At 37.4% G+C, this 25,147-nt stretch carries 20 protein-coding genes and 1 pseudogene; 1 reads left to right on the top strand and 20 read right to left on the bottom strand.

Translation table 11 applies throughout. The annotated features are described in order from the left end of the window. Positions 1-226, top strand: a pseudogene (locus B4U84_RS31275) (hypothetical protein); the annotation flags it as partial. Between the two features lie 50 nt (positions 227-276). Here the strand turns inward: B4U84_RS31275 and B4U84_RS25385 are convergent. From B4U84_RS25385 to B4U84_RS25290, 20 genes are all read right to left on the bottom strand, one after another. After that, the gene (locus B4U84_RS25385; protein ID WP_044451411.1) at positions 277-1,485 is read right to left on the bottom strand and encodes a glycosyltransferase; all 1,209 of its coding nucleotides are present in this window, start codon (positions 1,483-1,485) and stop codon (positions 277-279) included. After that, positions 1,482-3,278 (bottom strand): asparagine synthase (glutamine-hydrolyzing), encoded by a 1,797-nt coding sequence (asnB, locus tag B4U84_RS25380; protein ID WP_044451412.1) that lies wholly within the window; start codon positions 3,276-3,278, stop codon positions 1,482-1,484. Before asnB ends, B4U84_RS25385 begins: the two co-directional genes overlap by 4 nt. Next, positions 3,279-4,490: a glycosyltransferase gene (locus B4U84_RS25375; RefSeq protein WP_131120938.1), complete on the bottom strand. Its 1,212-nt coding sequence runs from the start codon at positions 4,488-4,490 to the stop codon at positions 3,279-3,281. A gap of 19 nt (positions 4,491-4,509) precedes the next feature. Then, positions 4,510-5,655: a glycosyltransferase family 4 protein gene (locus B4U84_RS25370; protein ID WP_131120937.1), complete on the bottom strand. Its 1,146-nt coding sequence runs from the start codon at positions 5,653-5,655 to the stop codon at positions 4,510-4,512. Between the two features lie 9 nt (positions 5,656-5,664). Next, positions 5,665-6,636, bottom strand: a complete 972-nt coding sequence (locus B4U84_RS25365; RefSeq protein ID WP_131120936.1) for a phytanoyl-CoA dioxygenase family protein — start codon at positions 6,634-6,636, stop codon at positions 5,665-5,667. 104 nt (positions 6,637-6,740) lie between these two features. Further along, positions 6,741-8,114, bottom strand: a complete 1,374-nt coding sequence (locus tag B4U84_RS25360) for a DUF8712 domain-containing protein (protein WP_131120935.1) — start codon at positions 8,112-8,114, stop codon at positions 6,741-6,743. A 98-nt stretch (positions 8,115-8,212) separates the two neighbouring features. Next, positions 8,213-9,073 carry an FkbM family methyltransferase gene (locus B4U84_RS25355; RefSeq protein WP_131120934.1) on the bottom strand — a complete coding sequence of 287 codons (861 nt, stop codon included), beginning with the start codon at positions 9,071-9,073 and terminating at the stop codon, positions 8,213-8,215. 20 nt (positions 9,074-9,093) lie between these two features. After that, positions 9,094-10,263, bottom strand: a complete 1,170-nt coding sequence (locus B4U84_RS25350; RefSeq protein ID WP_131120933.1) for a glycosyltransferase — start codon at positions 10,261-10,263, stop codon at positions 9,094-9,096. A gap of 50 nt (positions 10,264-10,313) precedes the next feature. After that, on the bottom strand, positions 10,314-11,462 hold the full coding sequence (locus B4U84_RS25345) for a glycosyltransferase family 4 protein (RefSeq protein ID WP_131120932.1): 1,149 nt from the start codon (positions 11,460-11,462) through the stop codon (positions 10,314-10,316). A gap of 44 nt (positions 11,463-11,506) precedes the next feature. Beyond that, the gene (locus B4U84_RS25340; RefSeq protein ID WP_131120931.1) at positions 11,507-12,520 is read right to left on the bottom strand and encodes a CgeB family protein; all 1,014 of its coding nucleotides are present in this window, start codon (positions 12,518-12,520) and stop codon (positions 11,507-11,509) included. Beyond that, the gene (locus B4U84_RS25335) at positions 12,517-13,707 is read right to left on the bottom strand and encodes a glycosyltransferase family 4 protein (protein ID WP_131120930.1); all 1,191 of its coding nucleotides are present in this window, start codon (positions 13,705-13,707) and stop codon (positions 12,517-12,519) included. Before B4U84_RS25335 ends, B4U84_RS25340 begins: the two co-directional genes overlap by 4 nt. 205 nt (positions 13,708-13,912) lie before the next feature. After that, the gene (locus B4U84_RS25330) at positions 13,913-14,632 is read right to left on the bottom strand and encodes a hypothetical protein (RefSeq protein WP_017312017.1); all 720 of its coding nucleotides are present in this window, start codon (positions 14,630-14,632) and stop codon (positions 13,913-13,915) included. Positions 14,633-14,705: 73 nt separating this feature from the next. Beyond that, positions 14,706-15,722: a glycosyltransferase gene (locus B4U84_RS25325; RefSeq protein WP_131120929.1), complete on the bottom strand. Its 1,017-nt coding sequence runs from the start codon at positions 15,720-15,722 to the stop codon at positions 14,706-14,708. A gap of 75 nt (positions 15,723-15,797) precedes the next feature. Continuing rightward, entirely contained in the window at positions 15,798-16,871 is a 1,074-nt protein-coding gene (locus B4U84_RS25320) for an NAD-dependent epimerase/dehydratase family protein (protein ID WP_131120928.1), read from the bottom strand. Between the two features lie 121 nt (positions 16,872-16,992). After that, the gene (locus tag B4U84_RS25315; protein WP_131120927.1) at positions 16,993-18,213 is read right to left on the bottom strand and encodes a glycosyltransferase family 4 protein; all 1,221 of its coding nucleotides are present in this window, start codon (positions 18,211-18,213) and stop codon (positions 16,993-16,995) included. A 29-nt stretch (positions 18,214-18,242) separates the two neighbouring features. After that, on the bottom strand, positions 18,243-19,940 hold the full coding sequence (locus tag B4U84_RS25310; protein ID WP_131120926.1) for a glycosyltransferase: 1,698 nt from the start codon (positions 19,938-19,940) through the stop codon (positions 18,243-18,245). Positions 19,941-20,142: 202 nt separating this feature from the next. Next, positions 20,143-21,039 (bottom strand): glycosyltransferase family 2 protein, encoded by an 897-nt coding sequence (locus B4U84_RS25305; protein ID WP_131120925.1) that lies wholly within the window; start codon positions 21,037-21,039, stop codon positions 20,143-20,145. A gap of 2 nt (positions 21,040-21,041) precedes the next feature. Next, positions 21,042-22,703, bottom strand: a complete 1,662-nt coding sequence (locus B4U84_RS25300) for a glycosyltransferase (protein ID WP_131120924.1) — start codon at positions 22,701-22,703, stop codon at positions 21,042-21,044. Positions 22,704-22,932: 229 nt separating this feature from the next. Then, a complete protein-coding gene (locus B4U84_RS25295; RefSeq protein ID WP_131120923.1) occupies positions 22,933-24,144 on the bottom strand; it encodes a DegT/DnrJ/EryC1/StrS family aminotransferase in 1,212 nt (403 codons plus the stop codon). Continuing rightward, entirely contained in the window at positions 24,137-25,111 is a 975-nt protein-coding gene (locus B4U84_RS25290; RefSeq protein ID WP_131120922.1) for an NAD-dependent epimerase/dehydratase family protein, read from the bottom strand. The genes B4U84_RS25295 and B4U84_RS25290 overlap by 8 nt, the downstream gene beginning before the upstream one ends. Positions 25,112-25,147: the final 36 nt, after the last annotated feature.

Genomic DNA, 25,147 nt, shown 5'->3' with positions numbered 1-25,147 from the left:
CGAAATGATTTTTGGGTTAGCCGAAATCATTTTTGGGTTAGCCGAAATCATTTTTGTGTGCGCCGAAATCATTTTTGTGTGCGCCGAAATCATTTTTATGTGCGTCGAAATCATTTTTGTGTGCGCCGAAATGATTTTTGTATGCACTGGAATGATTTTTGTGTGCGTCGAAATGATTTATAAAGTCTTTTTTGTGTCTTTGTGGATCAAAAGTAAGTTTTATTAAGTACCTTACAAAGTTAATTACACATTCTTCAACCTGTTCCTCGTTAAGAGTTAAGAAGACTTTTGAGCAAGGATAGATTGATAAGCGGTGCTTAAACTTTGAGCGATCGCATTCCAAGAATATCGACTATTTGCCAGACTTTTACCGTTTTCACCTAGTTGTTGCCGTAATTGTGGAGATGTGAGTAATTGAGCGATCGCATTTGCAAGAGCATCGACTTCCCCTTCTACAACTAATCCTGCTTTCGCTTCGGCAATATCTTGAGCAATTTGCACACCAGGAGTGACAATTACTGGCAATCCCACTACCATAGCTTCTGCTACTGCTATACCAAAGTTTTCGGAAAACGAAGGTAAGACAAAAATATCGGAGCCTTGGAGTAGTAATTGTTTATTTTCACCTGTGACGAAACCAGCAAATGAAGTTTGAGAAGTTAAGCCAAGGGATGCTATTAAATTTTTTAGCTCGTCAATATATTCTGGATCTCCCGAACCAGCTAAGATGAGATGAAAATTATGGTTTTGAGCAGCCAATTGACCGAGCGATCGCATCAGCAAATCAGGACGCTTTTTGTAATGCAAGCGAGAGAGAAACAACACCACTGGTGTTTCTGTGGGAATGTCGTAAAGATGGTGAAGTTTCTGCTTGGCATCTGGTAAATAGATTGGTTGATTTACTCCTAAAGGTAAAGTAATAGTGGGACTTGTAATGCCAAAGTTATGGACATCTTCAGCTTCACTAGCCGAGGTGCAATGAATAGCAGCGGCTTGATTTAGATTACGTCTTTCAATTAGGAAAGTATATACTTGTTTTTTGAGGCGACTTTGAGACAAAGCCCAAGGAGCCAGCTGACCTATTGTCCGAACTAAGTAGGGAACTTTTTGCCATCTAGCGATCATTCCAGCGCAGGTAGAAGCATAGGAAAAAATATAGTGAGTTTCTACGAGATCATAATCTTGCAGGTGTTGCCAAAGCCATTGAGTCAAATCTTTAGAAAAGATAAATCCTTTATCCGCACCTACAGAAAAGGTGAAATTTTTAATTTGTGGAGAAAATTTAGGGAAAAACCAAACCGATACTCCTTCATACTCAATTCGTTGGTTCAAAGGAACATCTAGCAGGTCTGAACCGTTGTCATTGGTTGTAGCAATTTCAGTATCGATCCCACACTCTCGTAATGCCTTAACCATTTTTAAAACTGCTTCACTTGGACCACCTCGCTTAGGACCAATTGAGGGAATGACATGCAGAATTTTCATCGTGAAATAGTCCTCCACCAATGCTGAAGAATCGCTATGCTCCACCGACGATACCAGGGTTTTAAAGGAATATTAGCAGGGCAGTTAATCTCCCGGAAATAGTCCTGCCATTCTGCTTGCATCCACCGCTCATAAGGGAAAAAGAATCCTTGTTTGGGACGATTAACAATCCACTCAGGTATTTCAGGAACAGCTTTAATCAGGAGTTGTTTGCCAGAAGCTAGACGCAGGTTGCTAGGAATACAGGCAATTGTTTCCAGCAGCGTGTGATCTACAAGAGGAACCCGCAATTCTAGCCCCCAAACCATGCTCATCACGTCACTATCTCTCAGTAACTGATTTCGCATATAGTGGCTAATTTCCATGTAGCTAATTTCATCTTCCAAAGAAGGCAGACTGTTACTATCTATGTAATGGCTGTTACCAGAGGGTAGTTCCCGATCCGGAAGGTAAGACTTCATGATCTGACAAGCTTCCCAATGGGAGAAAATGCCTCGGAAACTGCGATAGGCAACAACAGAACTGGGAAATTGCTGTAAAAAATCTCCTAGCCGTCGAACCTGTGCTGATCTTCCCCAGCGTTCTAAGCCCATGCCAATAGCAGCAACTAGGGGTTTAAGTGGCTGCAACTGCTGACCAAAGTGAACCATTCGCGGCACTTTTTGAAACGATCTATAGCCACCAAACAGCTCATCGCCACCTAACCCGGATAACACAACTTTCATTCCGGATTTATGAGCAATCTGAGACACACAAAATGTATTAAAGCCATCAATACTGGGCTGATCGATCGCAGCTAAATATTGGGGCAGTAGCGATCGCCCCATAGAAGCCGTGATTTTGTACTCGGTATGTTCGGTATTAAATTTATTTGCTACTTTTTGAGCCAGATCCCCTTCATTCCATTCTGATTCTTCAAAAGCTATAGAGTATGTATTTAATGAACCAGATTGAATTTGACGGGAAAGGGCAACAACGGCGGTGGAATCAATGCCGCCACTTAGGAAAACTCCTACCGGAACATCACTAACAAAGTGATGCCCAATAGAATCGAGGAGTGCTTTGCGAACCATTGCAATTGCCTCTGGGGCAGCTATCGATTCGGCTGCAAAGGCAATTTGCCAATACTGTGACTTTTGAACTTTTCCTGCTTGCCAAAACAACCAGTTTCCTGCTTCCAACATGCAAATATTTTCAATCAATGTTAGAGGTTCAGGAACCGAGCCAGTAGTCAAATAGCCATACAATCCTTCTTGACTTAAGCAAATTTGAGGAAGACCAGAGGCTAAAAGTGATCTTAATTCAGAGGCAAATATTAGTGTTGAACCTGAGTGCCAGTAATAGAGAGGTTTAATACCCAAAGGATCGCGTGCTATGAAGCAGGTTTTTTCTAGGTCATCCCAAATAGCAAAGGCAAACATTCCTCGCAGCTGTTTAACACAGTCTGTGCCAATGCGCTGATAAAGCTTGAGGATGACTTCGGTATCAGTTTGAGAGTAAAATTGTTCTCCTTGGGCTTTTAGCTGAGATCGTAACTGATGAAAGTTGTATATTTCTCCATTAAATGTAATCCAGTAGCGTCCATTTGGTGTGGACATGGGTTGGTGTCCCGCAGGACTTAGATCCAAGATTGACAAACGAGTATGAGCAAAGGCAGCTTGACGATCTTTTGCAATGTACACTCCTTGGTCGTCTGGACCTCGATGCTGTAATGCTTTTTGCATCGACCCAATCAGGTGTTCCAGATTGTTCTGGTAGGATTCAGTTGTAAGAATGCCTGCAATACCGCACATTTAGATATATTGAAAGTAGTGTTCTAGGTAAATGCCAAGAGTTTGTTGAAAGCTTTCAAAGCCAAATCTCTCAATCACTTTCTGTCGCAGTAACTCTGGTTGATATAGTATGGGATTCGGATACTGACCCTGTAATATTTGAATCAGAGTTTGGGCGATCGCTTCTGTATTATCTGGATCGACAAGCGCCCCTAGTTCTCCATTACAGAGCGCATCTAGTGTTCCATCTCGATTACCTCCAAGCGTGGGCTTTCCACAGGCAAGTGCCTCTAAATACACGATACCAAATCCTTCACCTTTACTTGGCATTGCAAAGACATCACACAGATTATAGTGATCAGTCAATTCTTCGTCGGGGATGTAGCCAGCTAAGGTGACACAGTCTTGGAGTTGAAGTTTGGAAATTAGCTCTTCAATTCGCGCTCGGTCATCTCCTTTACCTACTAAAAGATAATGGACATTAGGGATAGTTTGACGAATTTGGGGTAAAGCAGTCAGAATTTTGTCGTAGCCCTTGTACTGTTCTGATTTAGAAAGTCTAGCGACAGTGAGGATAATCGGTTGTTCAGCGTTCAAGCCATATCTTTTCAGAAGGACAGAAGACTTGGTCTTTATCTTCAAAGTATTGGCATCAAATGTATTGGGTAAAACTAAAACTTTGCCCGGATCAAGACCTTGCTGTAAGAGGCGATCGCGTGTGTAACTGCTTACTGCTAAGATGCGATCGGCATTTTGGAGAGCAACCTTTAGAGTGGGACGCTCAATATCCCAGGCTTCTATACCGTGGGCAACAGTCCAGTAATGTATGCCAGTTAAACGTTTTAACAAATAGGCAATTACAGTGAAATTGAGATGAGAGGAGATAATCAGTCTAGGGCGTTGCCATAGTCCATGTCCTAAAAGTTGAGTAGCAAAAGCAAGTGTTCTTAACTTTTTAGGCCACTTACCTGTGAAGTGAAATTGGGTTTTCTTGATAAAAGAAACATTTGATAAGCAGCGAGTATCGTGTTTCAGAAAAACATCATATTCGATATTGGGATATAAACTTTGTAATGCTTCTAATAGAAAACCTGAATATACCTGAATTCCTCCTTTAAATTCAAAAATATTCGGAAACCATATATGTAAATGCTTATATTGATGAAATTGCTGGTGATTTTTTATAATTAATCCGTCTTGCTTCAATAAACTATTTGCCTTAATATTTGTCATTGTTATATCAAATAATTATTTATATAAATTTAACTAGATGAGTAGATTTATAGTCAATAGCTTGACGATAAACTTCAATGTATTTTTCAATCATTCCCTCTGCTGTGAATTTTTGACAATTAACAAATCCTTTTAGCTTAAATTCTTCTAATTTAGGAAGATAGCTAATGATTTTTTCCGCAGCTTTTTCAGGGTTATCTGGTTCTATGTATATCGCTGCTTGTCCTCCCACCTCATTCATCGGAGGACGGTTTGATGTAAATACAGGACAACCACAAGCTTGAGCTTCTATAATAGGCCAACCAAAACCTTCATAAAGGGATGGGAATAGTAAAGCAGTTGCAGAAGAATAAAGCGATCGTAAACTTTCGTTATCAACATTAACTAACTCTATGACTTTTTCAGTCATTTTGTGTATGTTGATAAACTGGCGCATTTCCGCAGTCATGGGTTTGCCCACCATGACTAAATAAAAATTAGGTTGTTGAAGTTTCAACATTAATTGCTGAAAAATTGCTAAAACTCCCAGCCGATTTTTATACCAGAAATTTCCACCAACATGAAGAATAAATTGGCTATCGTGAGGAATTTTTAAAACTTTTAAATATTGCTTGCTCTCTGCGGTTGACATCGGAGTATAGGGATAGTTTAACCCCATAGAAATCAAAGATACAGCACTTTCACTAAGAGAACTCAGGCGCAATAAATCACTTCTTGTTTGTTCGGAAATACAAACGATTTTTTGGGATTGATTAAGTCCATTTAAAGTAATTTGCTGTATTTTTTTGCCTGTCCATTTAGTTTTAAATTCAGTAAATTCTCCCAAAGCAGAACGAATTGCTAGTAAATCATGGCAAGTAATTACATGAGGTATGTTTCTCAAATATTTTGTGTAAACAGCATTACCGTGATCACATATATGAACTACATCAGCCCAAGGTAAAGCTTGATGTAATTGTGATGGGAAAAAAATTAATTTATCAATATAACCTAACCATTTTTTGAATAACTGGAAAGGTAAATTAAGCCTGCCAAAATGAGGAATTGGGCGAATTACACGCACTTGATGACCAAATTTCGTTAGATAAACTTCCAGCATAAAAGCGAATCTATCCATACTTTCTATGGCATCTGGCTGATAATTACCTATCAATAAAATTTTCATTAACTACTATTAATCTTGCTTGTTTTTATGTTTTAATTTGAGGCTCCATAGGGTTCTTTTTATATTAATAAATGTCTCAGCAGGTAATAAATATTTGGCTAGGCTTTTGATTAACGCTTGGATTGTTTGGGGCAATAAGTGTTTTTGTAGAGCTAAGATATCTTGAGGTGTCATGGTAGCAACTGAACTGTTAGGAAAAGCTGGATAAGTTCTTGGAAAACCAAATCCAAGATAGTCCATCACTTCTGGAGTTAAATTATCAAGATACTCGGTATTGACTAAGTTTTTTTCCCCATGCCCTATATATTTATTCCCAACTTGATCCACTTGAAAAAGTAAACTAGTTCTGCTGTAGTTATCATCCTGAAAAGGATCTGCTCTGTGAATTCCATGAATATCACAGATTATGAGCGCTCCCTTTTTCATGGGAAATGACAATATATCATTTTTATAATTTTTGTCGATAAAACTATCACTTAAATAGATTTCATTATCGTACTTATGAGACCAGTTATGAGAATTCTTTAGGTATTGAAAAGCATTTTTTGTAACATCAGATAAATAAAATAAAAACAATAAACCTGGCATATTATGCTTGGCCACTAATTGCTTGCCAGTTTGTAAATTATTATCTGTATGCCAGGGCATATGACCACTTTTGTAAACTTGATAAATTCTATGGTTTGTTAACTTATAGTTATCATCAAAGTATTCTTTGCAAATATCTAAAATTTTTCTCGCTGTAATAATATCGTATGTTTTTCTTGAGCTAGCTAAACAGTGTGTTAAAAATTTGCAGTTTTGAGAAATAACTGTACCAACATCATTATTATTAACTAAAATATTATTGAAATCTACTTCTTTGAGTAATTCATCAATGTATTCTTCTTTCAATGCTTCTTCACAAATAAAATATCCGTTGTTTTTTATAGCATTAACAATTTGTTCAGTATTTATATTTTTAAAACTATAATTAAACATACAATTAATATCTCCCTTTGTATACGATTTTTTTAGGTTTGATCAATGTCAAATAAAAACTTTCGAGGGAGACGCGCCGATAATTTTTGTGATTGTAAAAATTATTAATGGATGTTCACATCACTAATTAAAGGCTTTCTCCGATTTGCTCTCTTCAAGTAAACTCCATTGATCAGATAGACGCAAACCAGCGAACTTGATGCAGTTTGTACAATGTCTACTAACGAACCAATAGGTTGAAGCAGTGCCAGTGCAGGTAAGAGCCATGAGGTGAAACCAACCAAATTGCCAGACATTAACTTATACCCAGCGGTGATATCCATAACTCGAAGCACAGTACCAAAGACTACAAATCCTAAAAATACTCCCCATGAACCAAAGTTAATGTAGAACTCCAAGACTTGTCCTATTCCAAAACTACTTCCTTCAGCAAGTTTTAAACCCGTATATTGGCTTACAAGATTCCCACTACCTGAAGCCGTCGGCTTATCTGGCCAAAAGATGCGAGGAACTGCTGATATTAGTGATAGTTCTATGGTTTCACCATTAGCATAATCAACTAGACCACTTGAAAGACGCTTGACTCCTCTACCTACAAAAATATTCTGGTTCAATCTGGTATCAATATGTTCTAAATGTTCCTGTTTGAAAATATTAAAAAACTCAAATGTAGTTGCTGTTTTTTGCATTTGTTCAATTCGGGAGTCACCACCACCTGGTGTTGATCTGATGGCTGTTCGGTCACGAAAATAAGTAACAAAAACAGATAGCCCAAAATAGATAGCTAGTAATGCGATTAATATCAATTTCCATTTTGGACGGTAAAAATTAAATACGAACAACAATACAACGGTAGCAGCAGCAGTTCCAAAACTCATAAATCCCGTTGTCAACAGCGTATATAAAGGTAGAAGACAGGAAATGGTGATCCAGATGAAAAACGCTTTTTTGTTGCCTGATTGCCACGATCTCCAGCAAACTAAACATATAGCGACAATAAAGAATGATGAGCCTGAAACTGTTAACGCTCCTACGCTAGGAATTCTAGACAAAATAGGGTTTAATACCAAGCTAAATACTTGGCCTATAATCATATAAGTTTTGATAAGTTTTAAATTGGGCTGGCTATAAAACTCGTATAGCCACGGAGGATGAAATATTTTAAGCAAATAGGGAGCTAGAATCAGACAACCTAGTCCAAATCCTATAACACCATAAGTACTTTCCTGAAAACCTAAAGCTGTAGAAGTTAGTGAAGAACCTTGGCTAATTAGATATGCATTCTTTTTGGGGTCGTACCATGGGAAGGCATAGATTAATGCTCCAAACCAGTGGATCATAGATAGGCTAAACAAATACATCAATGGTAAGCCCACAGAGGGAAATTTTTTATTCCACTGACTGCGAGTGACTAAAATGATGACTACTACCCAAATGAATAATGAAAAAATTAACCACTGTCTTTGCTGATCTTCCATTAGCTCCAGCATATTTACTCAAATTTTGACTTGAGTCGGCTGGCATGAATTATAACAAAGTTACACTTACATCTGCCTAACTTTATTAAGTTATTAAGTTATTTTTTTACTGCCACTAGCATGTCAAAACCTTGGGTAACAACAGAGTTTAAAGGCTGTTTTTTGGAAATAAAGTCTTCAAGCCGCCAAATTTTATAACCGTAATCATATAAAACTCTTTGAGCATCACCTACATTGGCTCCTGGAACCCTTGATTCTGCCCAATCACAAAATTCAAACAATATTAAAGGAGGATTAGCAGAGTTCAATAATCGTTGTCCACCTTTAAAAACCATAGATTCATAACCTTCAACATCAACTTTTATGATATTTACAGACTCAATTTGTAATTCTTCCAGAAGAGTATCTATAGTTTTTGTTTGAACTAAAATTGGATGATTATGAAATTGAGGAGCTATAGAACCCATACCAAAATGTTCAGCGGGTGGTTCATAAAAAGTAGTTGTAGAATTATCTGTATCTGTAATAGCAAGTTCAAATATTTTTACATTTTGTAAATTATTCTTCTTTATGTTTTCTTGCAAATATCTAAAAATTTTAGGAGATGCTTCAAGTGCTATTACTTGGCTTTCCTGACTCAGAAGTTTTGCAATTGTTATTGAGAATAAACCAATATTAGCTCCTATATCTAAGAAAACTGTTTTTGGGGATAAATTATTCGCTATTAAGCCAATACTTTTTGGCTCATAAATACCATCAATTAGTAAATAAAATGCCACTGGTTCTCGAAGCGAAGGAACGAGATATCTGGAGTTGTCCCGGCCATTTAAATAAATATCTTTAGTATCTAAAGAAGAATTTATTAGGAACCGTGCCAGACGAGATTTGCCTGGTAACTCCATCGGTATAAGGCGGAGAATTTGCGTAATCAGTTGTAATTTAAATTGCGAAATATTCATTGATAATTACTTTTTATTATTTAACTATTAACTAAGTCTTTAATTTGACACAGCAAAGGATAAAAAGCAGACTCGTAATTATATTTTTCTTCAAAAGCTTGTCGAGCCGCTACACACATTTGTTCGTATTTGTCAAAGTCTTTAAGAATATCATTAACAGCAGAGGTAATGGATTGAGGGTTATCAGGATCAGCAAAACGAACCCATATTTCATTTGCAAGATGTTCTCGATAATTTGGCTGATCACTAACAATTACAGGTAAACCGCAAGCTGCATATTCATAAATTTTATTTGATGCTGTTCCCATTGTTTGATGATTGATATCAGTTTTTTTATATAAACACACACCTACAGCAGCAACCCAAGTATGTGAAGGAAGATCATTATAGGGTACTGGCATAAAATACTTAACACGGTCAGTAACTTTCTTGCGAGCAGCAAAATCATCCATTAAATGTTTTTCTTCTTCCTGAATAGGTCCTAGTAGCTTCAGTTCTATAGAATCATCCAAAAAACTTAGTGCATCAAGTAATTCCAGCAATGAATTTTTGATAGCGATAGTACCTTGCAGCAATATTTGAGGTTTTTGAAAACGTTTTGAGATGATATTTTTGAAGTCTGGATTTTCTTGAAAATATGATTTTCTAGGGAAATTAGGTACTATTATTAATTGCCCATTGAAATTTGTAAGCTTTTTGAACAACAAAGCGCGTTCTTGAGAAGGAAAAACAACAATATTAGCTTGATTTACCCACTTCCTTTCTCCTGTTTGAACCCATCCTGACAAAGAAGATAGGGGAAATAATTGACTGTTGAGGTCATGGTTATGGTATATCAGTGGAGTAGTTTTACCTTGCAACAGCCGACAAAGATAGGAAGCCGTATAGCCAAAAGCATCATAAGCATAAATTAGAGATACATTTTTAAGAAGGCAACTTGCTTGGGCTATAAAGTTAAGATATTCCCAAAATTTAGTAGTAGCTGATGCTTGTTCTCTTTCTTTGACTGATGTGTATTTTCCTAAACGATGTACTTTAACATTGGCAGGATATTTCCAATGAGGCTCATCTTGATTACGACCAATCAAAATCACATCAAAATATTCTGATAATAAATGAACGGCATTGATTGTAGGAGGATAGTGGTCGGGATTGGCGTAAATGACTATTCCAATCTTTTTTTTACCCATAATTAATATATTTTCAATAAATAATTATCTTAAAATTCTAAAATCTGTACTCAAATAAACATCTGTAAATAAGCATTGACTATTTTTTCACCATAGTCATCCCATGTGAGGGAGTGACGTGCTTGCGCTAAAGCATTTAGCCCCATTTCATCTCGCTTTTCTGGATTTTTGTAACAGAAAAGAATTTTTTCTTTCAAAGCTTCTACATCTCGGATGGGAACACAAAAACCATCAATTCCATCTCGCACAATATCCTCACCACCTGTGTTAGTTGTGTGAATAACAGGTAGACCGCACGCCATTGCTTGGGGAATCACCATACCAAAACCATCTTCGATTGAAACAAGGGAAAATACAGAACTTTGAGAATATAAAAAACGCAGTTTATTTTGCGGATATGTACCTTTAATAATTATGCGATCGCTCTGGTATTTTTTTAAAAAAGGCTCGATTTCTGGACTGATTGAACCTACAAGCCACAGTTCAGCTTCAGGTAGATTTAACTCATAAAATGCTTGCAATAAATATTGCACACCTTTACGTAATGAAAGCGCTCCGCAGTGAATAACTCGAAAGATATTATCTTCTTTAGGAACTGGATAAAATTCTGTTAATGAAGTCCCATAGGGAACATGAATCAGCTTACTTTCTGGTATTCCCTGTTCTAAAAAAGTTCGTTTAACAAACAAGCTCGGAATAGCAATTCGATCAGCATCAACATAAGAATTTATTTCTCTTTCGTATACTCCAGAATGTGTTTCAGTAAACTTTAATCCCCATGTTTCATACTCTTCTTTAAGAATTTTGGTTTGGTAATGCATATGGCTACTACCGCGCTCAATTACTGTTTTAGCTCCCAGTTCTTTAGCCCGATAGAGAGATGAAAAATTAGAGCCTGACCAACCCACAAACAGATCAAAACCAGGTAATAGATAATTTGTGACAGAACGATCAAATTGCTCTAAAAACCATAGTTGTAAGTTGCGATCGCCCCTAAGCCAAGTTGGTAGTCGATACCAACTACGAGATAATACTTCCAAATACCATATAGAATGAATTAAATTACTTTCAATACCATACTTAGTAATTGCAAAACTTGGATAAGTAGAAATTAACTTATGTAAATGCTTTCTTTTTTGTAATTGTTGAGCTAAGTTAAAGGCATGAAATCGACCACATACCGAAATTGTTACTTTCATTATTAATTATTAGACTTATAAAAGCAGAAGCTCATGACAGCTATTTAGATCTTTTCCTCAATTGTTAAAATCTCTTTGATTCTATGATTAATTGTGTTTTCTAAACTTTTTTGATAACCTGCTTCCGCAATGGATTCAATTAAAGCGGGATTTTGTAAAAGATACTCTACTTTTTTTCTCAACTCATCAGGACTTGAAAAATAGACAGCTTCTTTATCTTCAATAAAGAGATTTAGTAATTCTTTACTCCGCTCACTAAGCATTAGGGTTCTTGTGGCAGGAATTTCATAAGTTCTAATATTATGACCTTCTTCATTCTGCGGACGCAAAATATTTAATCCCATTTTAGCCGAGCCTAAAATTTGAGGAATTTCTTGATAACTGCACATTCCTTGACACAAATCTTTTAATGCAGGCTCTTTACAATGAGTATTCCAGTAATTAGATCCCCACAGTCCTAGACGATAATCTGCGATCGCCTTTAAATATTGTTCTCGCTTGCGGCTAGCGTCCCAGTTACCAATAAACGCTACATCATATATTGGATGAGTTTGTCGTTTGGGAAAATGATATTCAACGTCGCTACAAAAGGGATGAAAAAAAGCTTTTTTAACACTATTTTCCTTGAGACGCTCAACAAGTTCTTGACTCCAAATAAAAGCTGCATCCCATAAGGGAAATCCACCTTGTACCCAGGAATTAGTATGAGTATGATGGCCATCTAATGGATTATCAGTAAAAAAAACAAAGACTAAACCGTGTTGTTTCAAAGCCAAAATACTATCAGGATGAAACAACAGAGGTGAAATCACTAAAGTCAAATCAGGCTGAAACTGATTTGCTATCTCCACTAATTTCTGGTTTGCTGACTTTGCTAGTAGTTTCCACGCCAGTCGCCAAGCAATTCTATCCTGCAATGAACGAGAGAGTAAACTGGGTGCAGTTTCTTGCCAACTGAAATGTTGTACTTCACAGCCAAAAGCAGAAAAACCTCGGCTGTAAACTTCTTCGGTACGCCCTAGTTCTAGGGTTTGTCCAACAATCAAAACTTTTTTCATGTTACCTTAACCTTTAAGTAATTCAAGGCTTGTTTAAGTCCCTGCAAATCTTCGTGATAGCTCCACTTTTGAATCTGTTTAAGGCTAATCTCTCCTGCTGAAGCATTGTTGGCGATCGCCCAACGAATTCCTTCTGCTAAAGCCTTGATATCTCCTACATGATAAATTTGTCCATTTTGGCCATTTTTCACCAAATCAGCCGCACATCCGACCTGTTCGCTGACAACTACTGCTTTAGCAACATTCATGACTTCATTAATTGCTAATCCCCAAGGCTCAAAACCAGAGGGTAAGACAAACACATCACACAAATCATACATAGCAGGTATTTCTGATTGGTTCCGAAAACCCAAAAAGCGAATCGATCCCCAGCCTGTTTCCTGAGCTTGAGCTTCCAAAGTCGAACGCAATACTCCATCTCCTACAAATAATAAGTAAGGTTCTGGTTCTTGCACACCATCAGGTGAGAGTAATTTGTAGGCTGCGATCAAATCAAAAGGACGCTTCACATCAATAAGTTTGGCAGCATAAAGAATTATCGGTCTACCTGGATCTAAATTTAGCGATCGCCGCAATTCCTCGCGATGTGGATGAGCTAGCATTGCTTGCTTTTGGAAGTAATCATTATCAACGGCATATGGTACGCAAAACAGACGCTTTTCTTCAACTCCATGTTTCCTATAAAACTGATGATTCAAAGTGCCAATGTAAAGAAATCCAGTAATCTTTGCAAATAGCCAATTTAAAAATATTGTTTTTGCTGTTTTTTTCCAAAAATTTTGAGGTTCACTAATCCCGTTAGACTCTCCCCGCAGCAATACTGGAATACCTAATTTATTAGCTGCAACAATTGCTTGCAAACTGCAAAACCAAGACCAGCCATGTACCCAAACTGCATCAAAATTCCCTGTTTTTAAATGTCTATAAATATTTTGTGCGATCGGTTGTTGGAATAAATTTTTTTGTTCTTTACTACCCCAGCAATCTAAAAAATGGTAATCATAGCCATCTGTTAAAGGTATATCCCATTTAATTAAGCGCCTAAATCCTTTGTCTTCATATTCTTTGAGGGAAAAATCACTGTAAAAAAAAACTTTTAATTCAATATCTTGAGTGGCAGCAATTAATCGTAATAAAGGAGCTTGATATTGAATAGGGTGAGAGACAAAATAAGCGACACGTGTCATTTTTTCTAAATTTTAAGTAGTTTTTATGTAATCAAATATCAATAATTTGAATTATCAAACATACCAGGACTTACGCACGGGTCACAGAAAAACAAACCACAGAGACGCAGAGTACACAGAGGAATGAGAGTTTGAGAGGTTTTTTGCGTAAGTCCTACATACAATTGACTTACCAAGATATTCTTTTGTCAAAGATTTGCATATTTTACTTTCCCGAAATTTTTTCCAATGTCCGATTCAGACCCCAGGATATATATTCTCTAATTAAATTATTTCTAAATTTTGTCCCTTCAGGGGTTTGAATTTTCCAAATAGCTTCCCAGACAGGATGTTTAGCATGTAAGAATCCATGCATGACACTAGGCCATGGATATTCAGAAACGTAGTGCTGTTTCCCAAGGACTATTTTTTCAAAAGACCAAGGATCTAAAGTTTTCTGATCATAGGCATGTTGACAAATTTTTTGTAAATATTCAACATTCCAAATAGCTGGTTGTAGTTGACTATAAAATGGGAAATCAGAGGGAAGTCGATAAAAATTAATTCCATCAATTTCCACTAAATCATTGCCTAAATACTTGTGATCGTAAACAACAAAGCTTACACAATCAAGTTGATGTTTTGTGACAATACTTTCAACTTTGGCAAGATGAGAATCAGACACTTTGACTAGAGGTATCAAATCTTCTAAAACTAGATATGCATAATCTAGTTGAGGATAGATATTTTTTATTTGTTTCAAACCCTCATGCAAAACAATCAACCATTGGTCTGAATCAATAGAAATCACATTAGGATAATTGATAGTTTTACCATCTGTTAAAAACCAAATTTCTGGATGATTCGGCCAGGTATATTTGAGATATTCAAGAAAGGCATTGCAGTATTTTTCGTAGCCATGAAAAGTTAAAATAATTAAAATCATTTATTTTTGTATTCCTGAAAAGCTAATATTATTGTATTTTTTTACAAACAACTTTAAATTTAATCTCTAAGTATCAACATATATTTAACAACTGTAAAATTTCCTTGACTCTACTTTCCCAACTCCATTGTTCAGCAAATTTTTCTCTTCTTGTTAAAGCTGATTGGAGGTAAAAGTACCGATTCTCCCACAGTTCTTCCCAAATAAATTGCAAATTTTCTGGAGTCTTCGTATAGTCAATAGGAATTACCAAATCAGAACCAAATATCTGATCAAATTCAGGGTCTTTAGGAGGCTGACCAATAATAACTGTACCACTAGCTGCAACTTCAAACCATCTACAAGTAATCGGACTAAATGTCTTAACTCTGTTAGGATTTGTTAATTCTACAGGCCAGCAAAAGTTAAAAATACTATGTGCAAGATGCCAAGCATATTGTCGATAATTTTCTCTAGGATCTAGCTGGGGTTGAAGTCCAGTCGTAGTAGTATATTCATAATAATTATCTGTTTTTAAACAAAATTCTTGAATACTTTTATGAACATTGTTTAAGCGACGACCGTAAGCCGAAAAACTTATTAGTTTTTCTTCTTTGCTAACCGGCTTAAATCTATTCAGGTTGACTCCTTGCGCTACAGCGTACCATTTTCTTTGAGTTTGTTCTTCTAAAAAAGGTACTGCTCCATGAAAAGATGTAATAGTTAAATCCCAATTTGTAGATGCTAATACCCGACGTATCGGATTAATTTGTTGTTCAAATGTATCAAAAAAATAAAGAATTTTTATTCCTACTTTTTTATCCCAATTCTTGAAGATATCGAGAGTGAAATCTTCTGGTCCCATTAGCATAACCCAAAGCACATCAGCTTCTAAGTCATACTGTAATTTGGGAATAAATTGTCGTAAACTAGCGTATCTAGTACCATGAGTAAGACGATTTTTAATAAAACTTGGTAATTCTCGTCCTGGCGCTATAACTTTTTGTCCATTGGTAATACGAACTATTTCTTCTTCAAAATCTCTAAGCATTCCATAGGCAAAACCGCTTAGAGTTGGGTCTGTCAATACGATATGTTTTAATTGTTTCATCTGAACTTTAATGCAAAAAATTATAGAGACGATATTCACGCCTCTACATCTATTTTCGAGCTTGAAACGAGGTATCTAGGCAAGATGAAGCTGTTTTAAATCCAGTCTTTGAGACCAACTATGATAGATTTCTTCAAATATATTATCTAGACTTTTACTCAGATTCCATTCAGGATAATGATCCTGCATTTTGCTCAAATCACTGATATAACAAATGTGGTCTCCCTCACGATTTTTATCCACATATTCATACTGCATTTTTTTACCACTAAAAGAAGCAATTCGATCAAAAGCCTCTAGGATGGAACAACTATTTTGCCTACCACCTCCTAAGTTGTACACTTCTGCACAACGGGGATTATTCCAAAAAGCATGGATAAATCTAGCAACGTCTAAAGAATGAATATTATCTCTAACTTGCTTACCTTTATAACCATAAATGCGGTAGAGTTTACCTTCTAAATTACATTTAATCAAATAGCTTAAAAATCCATGTAATTCTACACCGCTATGATTTGGTCCTGTTAGACAACCACCACGTAAACAACAGCTTCTAATACCAAAATAACGTCCATATTCTTGAACTGCAATGTCTGCTGCTACCTTAGAAGCTCCAAAAAGACTATGTTTACTTTGGTCAATAGAAAAGTCTTCTGCGATGCCATTGTAATATGTCGGATCATCATAATCCCATCGAGATTCTAACTCTTTTAACGCAATAGTATTGGGTCGATCGCCATAAACTTTATTAGTACTCATGTGAACAAATACTGTTTCTGGAGTATAGCGACGAACTGATTCTAATAAATTGAGTGTACCAACAGCATTAACATCAAAATCATCAAAAGGTCGAGATGCTGCTAAGTCATGACTCGGTTGAGCAGCAGTATGTACTAGCATATCAGGCTTGAGAGACTCAATACATTTGAGAACCCCTTGGCGATCGCGAATATCTAATTCAATATGTTGAAAGTTTTTATGTATTTCTAAAAGGCGTTTTTGGTTCCACCTAGTATCCCCAGAAGTACCAAAAAAATCGGCTCGCTGATTGTTGTCTATGCCGTAAACTTCCCATCCTTGTTTACAGAAGTATTCTACAACTTCTGAACCAATGAGACCAGAAGAACCTGTTACAAGTAATTTATTCATTGTTTTTTATCTAATCTTTTCTGAATAGTTTGTAAATTTATATCTTGCACCTGGCTCGAAATTAAAATTTGGGCTGAATGCTAAAGTCGCTTTTTAACCGAGTGACTAAGATTTTAATTTTCTAGTTTTGCAACACCTGATGATATAGCTCTATATATCGCTGCGCTTGTAACTCTAGTGGATATTCCTCCAGAGCAATAGCACGACAGTTTTTACTCATGCTCTGACGTAAATTTTCGTCTTCTAATAGCTGTACAATGCCATTACAAAAATCTTGAGCATCTTCTTCTTGAGCCAAATAACCTGTTAATCCAGGGCGTACTAGTTCCGATACCGCACCAACTTTGAAAGAAACTGTCGGTGTACCACAAGCTGCTGCTTCCTGAGCTACTAAGCCAAATATATCAGCACGAGTCGGGAAAAGAAACAAATCAGCAGCAGAATAAGCTATTGATTTGAGGCGATCGCTACTGACGTAACCTAGATTTATACTTGGTAGTCCTACAGCTTTTGTTAAGGTTTCACTATGTTTACCAAAAGTCAGTAGTACAATTTCGGCTTTGAGAGATTCCGGTAAGCTTTGCAAAGCTTTAAGTAGTAAATCACCTCCTTTGCGATAATCATTAATATATTCAGCCCCGAAAATTAGAACCTTTTTAACACTAGGTATTCCTAAAAGAGATTTACATTGTTCAGGATCTAGAGGTACATAAGTTGTGGTATCAATCCCATGAGGAATATGGTAAATCGGAAAGCGATTCAACATACTCTGCTTCACTTGCTCAGTCAACCATTTACTAGGAGTAACAATGGTCAGATTTGAGCGGCTATAAACCCAGTTTTTCAGTTTCCATTCTAGATGGGTATTATCTATACTAATGGCTGGATAAGTATCTGGATATGGACATTTCCCACAACCAATTTTCCAGCGATCGCATTCATAACTGTAGATACAGTGTCCTGTGAAACTCCACATATCGTGGAGCGTAAAAACAGCAGGTTTTTCTTCAGTTAATAATGGAATTGCCAGATAGTTAAAGTAACCATTATGAATATTGTGAAAGTTGAGAATATCTGCTTCTTTGTAAAATTTATGTTTAGGAATATCAAAGGTGCTAAGGATGTTAACGTAGTTTAAACCAAGACGCCAACTAAAGCGATTAAATTGTTTTGCAACACGGTGTGTATTAGGTGTAGCAGCTACGCGATCGCTGTTAATTGTTGCTGTTCCTACTAGTAATTGCGAATCAATACCCTCAGCTAATAAACCTTGGTGTAAGCGGTAGCCTGCAATTGCAGCTCCACCGACAATATCTGATTGATTAAAGTGTAGTACATACATAATAAAAATCTAATAATATTGCTACCAATCTATGATTTGATCATTTTCTTAATTTCAAGAGTTTTTGTTAGTTTCAGGCACAATAAAATGCTTTTTCGTAAGGCTTTAGACAGCGAAATCGGCAGCAAAAAATTGATCTGATCAACCCAATGCAAGTTATGCTTTTTCAGCAACTTCATCCAAATATACAATTTTTGAGCATAAGGTATAGTAGTAGCACGGTCTTTAATCATTTCCTCAACCTGAACCTCTTGTTGGCTAAAGGTTAGGAAAAACAGATGCATCAATAAAACATCCAGTTCACTAATAGATGTTCGATCTATCGTAGTCAATTTGTTAGTGACTTGAGACATACGAGCAGCACGGACGTATATATCTTCTACTGCACGTTGCCAATAACTTTCCGTATGCACTTGTTTGATGCGCTTTTGAGTTGCTTCACCGAGGCTGAATCGAAATTCTTCATCTTCGACCAAGCGGGATAAAATCGCTGTGTACTCCTCAAGATTACGTGGGCGAATTAAATTATCATCAAGACCAGGTGCATCCGCACCATAGACAGCAGATAAATCAGAGTAGGGATAGCGACTTACCAAAGGTACACCATAACTTCCAGCTTCCAATAACGAAGTAATAGAAACGTAAGGAAACGAGTCAACATAAATATCAGCAGCTTGGTAAAAAACAGCAGTATCTTCACGCTCTGGAAAAATTTTGATCCTTCCCTGTGTTCTCTCAACTGCTGTTGACCAATCCTCACTATTACCTGGACCAATGACTACTAAAACAGCATTTTCGTATTTTTCCAATAATGGAACGTGTGCATCTGCAAAGTTAACTCCATCAATAGTCCTATACTTAGGCGCTCTAGCAATAGAGAGTAGTAGTAGGTTATTGTCCTCAAAACCAAGCTTTCGCTTTGCTTGTGTACGAGAAAGATTTCTTTGAGTGGGAGGTAAAATAATCGGTAGTAGGGCGATGCGTTCAGCCTCAATACCTCTACGTTCTTGCGACAGGCGCATTCCAGCAGAGCGGAGATTAATCACAACATCACTGATGCTCGCTCCCAACCAAAAAGCGTGATCGGCGTGATCTAAAAATAGAATAGGCGGAGATTGTTCTTTATTGGCAAAAGCAATAATGGGAATCGTATCATCTGGGGATATATGTAACACTACCATATCTGCTGATTCAGCAATTTGGCGTAGTCGTTTTGCTGCTGAGACAAATCCGAAGATTTCACTCAACGTATACAAATCACCATGACTATTGAGGACTGCATCTTTGAGAATGGTTGGTACATGGTTCAGTGGTTGGCGTGTTAATACAAGAGAGTGACAACTCTCACTATCTTGTCCAATCCATCGCCAAATCATTCTAGTAAGTCCGCCAATACCCTTAACCCCAGTAGCAACATGTAAAACTCTTCTGGGTTGATGAGATTTTTGGTTGAGTTTTTGACTAGAAGAAAAGGAATTTGCTTTTATACCTTTTTGACCAATTTCTCTGAGAATTTGCTCAAGTTCTTGGCTGACAAAAAGACCGCAATGACGCCTGAATGCATAGGAAGCTGCCACATCTGCATATACTGTTGCTGCATCATACTTACCACCTTCAGCAAATTCCCGTGCTTGAGTTACTAATTCTTGAAAAATGTTGAAATGTTTTTCAATGTTTTGGCTTGCTTCTTCTTGCCATATCTGAAGTTGATTATTAATTGTTTCCATTATTTGATCATACTAACTACAATATTTTATATTTTCTGGTATTAACGAGGGGAAGATTTAGTTCCCTAAGCGTTTACGCTTAGGGTTAGGGTGGGGTAAAAAATATTTGTGCAAGAGATCTAATTATCCGAAGTTGGTATTAAGGAGTATTTAGGGGGATCTACAACTTTGCTACCAACAACAAAACTTTTCAAACATCCTCTTATATATCTGACAAAAAAACAGGTGTTGGCTCTAACCAATTATCAGACAAAACTTCAAAATATTTACTCAAATAATCTGGTTCAGCTTTAATTCTCTTGCTTAATAAATCTGAAATTATCTCAGCATGTTGAACATTTTTATTCATAGTATTCACCCATATACTTCCAGAATGAACCCTATGAAAATAAGGAGCATTACGTAAGACTTCTAATTTATTACCAGCCGAAAGCCAAATATAATTTGCAAAGATTACATCTGATAAAGCATGAAAATCTTTATATGCAAACAGTGTACTAACAAAGTTTCGCTTATTTAAAAAATAATTACCATCATTCATAAAAGCTCCCAACTTGCTAAAATCGAAGTCCGAACATTTATGAAAATCGATTATTTCTCCACTCAGAACGCGAAAATCAAAGTTAGGATAAGCAAAATCAGGACAATAAATGGTGTCTTCTTCCCATTTATTTAAATTAAAAATAGCATCTAGGTATTTTTTAAAAAGACTATTATCACTATCTAATAAAATTACCCAATCATTACTACAAAGATTAACAACCTGAATTTTATTCCGTAAGATGCCTAAATTTTCTTTTCTGTGAAATAACTTAATTTTTTCAGAAAATCTAGATAAATTTTTGAGCAGAAAATTAAATTCTTCTTGACTAGACCCATCATCTAAAATAACTATCTCATCAATTCTATCGTCTTTCAAAATATTTTTTAAAGTAACATGTATTTTTTTACCTCTTTGATAATGAGGAATAGCCACAGAGATTTTTCTCGATGTTTGGAAATTTGGCTGGGAATCAATGTACTTAATAAAAAACGATGAAAACCAAAGGGGGTTGATAAGTTTAAATATTTTATATTCTAGTTTTTCAATTAAGTTCATATTCAAGCTATGCTTTTTTTAACAACATCGATGACATATTTTCTTAAATTCAAATAAAGCCATTGAGGTAGAAGCAAGTCTATCTTCCCATTGCGACCAAAACCTTTTGTTTTGAGTTGATTCATCCAGAACAAGAATCTTTGATTAAACGGCATCATCTGCCATTTCTTCAGGCTTTCTGGATCGATTTTTTCTTGTCCGCAAGCGTGGAAAAATATTTGCGGCAATAATATATCTGGTTCACCAAAATACACTTCATCTTGTAAATTACAATTGAAGTCTACGCGAGGTAAGTTATTAGCCTGAGCATAAATTTTCTCTAGGGAATCTTGCCAGTTACTTCCCATGTGTTGATCACTAATAGATTTCTTGGTTGCTTCTGAGAGGGATAATCTAAATTGTTCATCTTCAACCAAGCGAGATAGAATTTCTGTATATTCCTCAAGATTACCTGCACGTAGGAGATTTTCGTCTAAACCTGGGGCATCAGAACCAATAATACCGCAAGCATCGGAGTAGGGATAACGAGTTACTAAAGGTACACCATAGCTGCCAGCTTCTAGTAATGATGTGATGGAAATAATCGGAAATGAGTCTACGTAGATATCAGCAGCTTGGTAAAATACTGCCGTATCTTCCCGCTCTGCAAATATTTTAATTCTTCCTCCTGTCCGCTCAACTGCTGCTGACCAATCTTCGCTGTCACCTGGGCCAATTACTACTAAAACTGCATTGTCGTATTTTTCTAAAAGTGGAACATGGGCATCAGCAAAGTTTGTACCATTAATTGTCTTGTATTTTGGCGCTCTGGCGATGGATAGCAAAAGAATACTGTTTGAGTCTAAGCCCAATTTTTGTTTGGCTTCGGTGCGGGAAATAGTTCTGTGGATAGCAGGTAAAATGATTGGTAAAAGGGCAACCCGTTCAGCTGCAATACCTCTACGTTCTTGTGCTAGAAGCATTCCAGAAGTACGCAGATTAATTACAACATCACTGATACTAGCTCCTAGCCAAAAGCCGTGATCAGCGTGATCTAAAAAAAGAACGGGTGGAGATTGTTCTTTATTAGCAAAGGCGATGAGGGGAATTGCATCATCTGGCCAGATATGCAAAATTACTACATCTGCAAATGCAGCTATTTTGCGTAATTTTCTTGCCCAAGACAACATACCGCCAATCGTAGTTTCATTTAAAGAGTATATTTTGCCGCCGCTTTTGGAAACAGCATCTTTAATAATCTTGGGTACATAGGCAGAAGCTTGTTGAGTTAAAACAAGGGAATGAGTACTTTCTGTATCTTGTTCTATCCAGCGCCAAATCATTCTACCAAGTCCACCAATGCTTTGTACTGCACTGGCTACATGTAAGACTCTCCTTTGTTTACCAGGTAGTAATATATTTTGCTTGGGAAAATTTGGTATGGTTTTTAATCCAATGGTAATCAGAATTTGCTCTAGTTCTGGACTGACAAATAAACCACTATGTCGCCAAAAGCCATATAGAGCTGCCATTTGTGCATATACTGCTGCAACATTATAGTTACCACGAGCGAGATGATCTTTGGCTTGAACAACTAAATTGCGAAATTCCTGATAATTTTGTTGAATCTGCTGTTTACCTTCTTCACGCCAAAGGCTGAGTGTATCGTTTGCTAATTGCTTCATACAGTTTTTTTCATCTTCTTTTTAGAACAAAAAACGATCACTCTCTCTAAAGAAAAGCGATCGTGTCAATTACAAATACAAAATTAGACATTTGTCCTCTGATTTCTCAGCACCATATCATATTTTTAGTCTTCTATTATTCAGCGACGGGGGTTGCGATCGCTCGTCACCGCTGTTGTTCACGCAATAATTCCTTGGATGTATGGAGCCAGCAGATTTATCTGTTGGGTTAATCCAAAATCGGTTCACAAGCTGTTTTCATAACCTCAACCACCCGATTTTGTTCCTGCTCGGTCATCTGGTGAAACAGTGGCAAAATAATTGTATGATCCTGAGCTTGTTCACTTTCAGTGAGGCGCTGACAGTTTCCTTGTTTGCAATCACAAGCATCACCATCAATTCCACAAGACCAAGCTTCTATACTATAAGCTGGTTCCCGATGGGCGCACATAATTCCCCGACGTGTCGATACTCCAGCATCTAGCATTACCTGCATCACTTGCACTTGGTCACATTTTTCTGGCAACCTCACACAGAAACTCTGCCAGTTAGTTTTTGCCCAAGCTGGTTCTGTCGGTAATTTCAAACCGGGTACATCCGCCAACATGTCCTGATACCGTTGTGCCAAATAACGCCGACGCTCGACAATTGCTGGGAGGCGTTTGAGTTGTTCCCGTCCAACTGCTGCTTGGATATCAGTCATCCGATAGTTATAACCCAGCATGGGGTAAGACTCAAATATCACCTGTTTTGCTCCGTGACGCACGGTATCAGGAACGCTCATTCCGTGTTGACGCCAGAGGCGAAACTGCTTGTCCCATTCTGGGTTATTGGTGGTTAGCATTCCCCCGTCACCAGTGGTGATCACTTTGCGGGGATGAAAGGAAAAGCAGGCAATATCACCGTGTGGTTTACCGATTTTCTCCCACTTCCCGTCCCAGAGAATTTCACTGGCGATCGCACAGGCTGCATCTTCAATGACTGGTAAACTGTGATTACGGGCAATGTCCAAGATGGGTTTGAGGTCGCAAGGCATCCCCATTTGGTGGACAATGAGAATAGCGCGAGTGCGATCGCTAATCGCATCTCCAATCAACATCGGGTTAATGTTATATGTCTGTGGTTCAATATCCACAAACACAGGGATTGCCCCACAATAACGGATACTGTTGGCGGTGGCAATATAGGAATGACTGACAGTAATCACTTCATCCCCAGGCTGCACTCCCACAGCTAACAGTGCTAGGTGTAAAGCTGTTGTACAATTGGAAACAGCGCAAGCATATTTTCCCCCTACATAAGCAGCAAACTCCTGCTCAAAGGCGGAGACTTCCGGCCCCTGTGTCACCCACCCAGACATAATTGCACGCCTAGATGCTTCTGCTTCGGCTTCACCCAGCCAGGGTTTGGCAATCGGTATAGTTTGTATTTTTTCAGACATTACTTGTTTCCTTCGTCTGCTTTTCAGAACGCCACCAATTCACCAACCGACGTAACCCCTCTTCTAAAGAGACCTCTGCTTTAAAAGCCAATAATTTCTCAGCTTTGCTGACATCTGCAAGTCGGCGTTGTACGGGGTTAACTTTGCGTTCTGGACCATATTCTGGCTGCAAGTCCGATTCCATTACCTTAGCCAAGCTATAAGCGAGGTCATTCAAACTGCTTTCAACACCACTAGCAATATTAAATACCTCGTCTGTCACATCGGCTTTAGCAGCTAAAATATTTGCTCTGGCGATATCTTCAATATACACAAAGTCCATAGTCTGCTTACCATCGCCAAAAATTAGTGGTGGTTGACCTGCGGCTATTCTATCCATCCACCGGATCAGTACTTCGGTGTAAACACCATAAATATCCATACGCGGTCCGTAGACGTTAAAATAACGTAATGCTACATAGTCTAAACCGTACATATCGTAGAAACTACGTAATAATCCCTCATTAAAGACCTTAGCAGCACCGTAAAGCGTACGGTTATTATAGGGATGGTGAGATTCAGTAGTGGGGAAATCTTCTGCCATCCCGTAAATCGAAGCAGAAGAAGCGGCGACTACTTTTTTGACTTTAGCGTTGACTGCGGCTTCCAAAACATTAAATGTGCCATCAGCTAGGACTTCCAACGCCAAACGGGGTTCTTCTGCACATTGGGTAATACGGATTGCTGCTTGGTGAAAGACATAATCAACACCCTGCATGACTTCTGCTAAAAGTTTTTGATCTCGAATATCGCCTTCAACAATCACCAGAGGTCCATGTTCTTTTGTCCAAGCTAGGTTCGCCAGTCGTCCGCGCGTAAAATTATCCAAAACAACAATTTCCGCAACTCCCTCGTTAACTAGCAAATCAGCAATATGGGAGCCAACTAAGCCTGCACCACCTGTAATTAATACGCGACTATTTTGCATTTTCTTTTAGTTTAATTATTTCTCGTTCCAGAATTT

This window comes from Westiellopsis prolifica IICB1 (assembly GCF_004323185.1).
GTDB classification, from domain to species: Bacteria; Cyanobacteriota; Cyanobacteriia; order Cyanobacteriales; family Nostocaceae; genus Pelatocladus; species Pelatocladus prolificus_A.
This window is presented reverse-complemented; position numbering and strand designations above follow the sequence as displayed.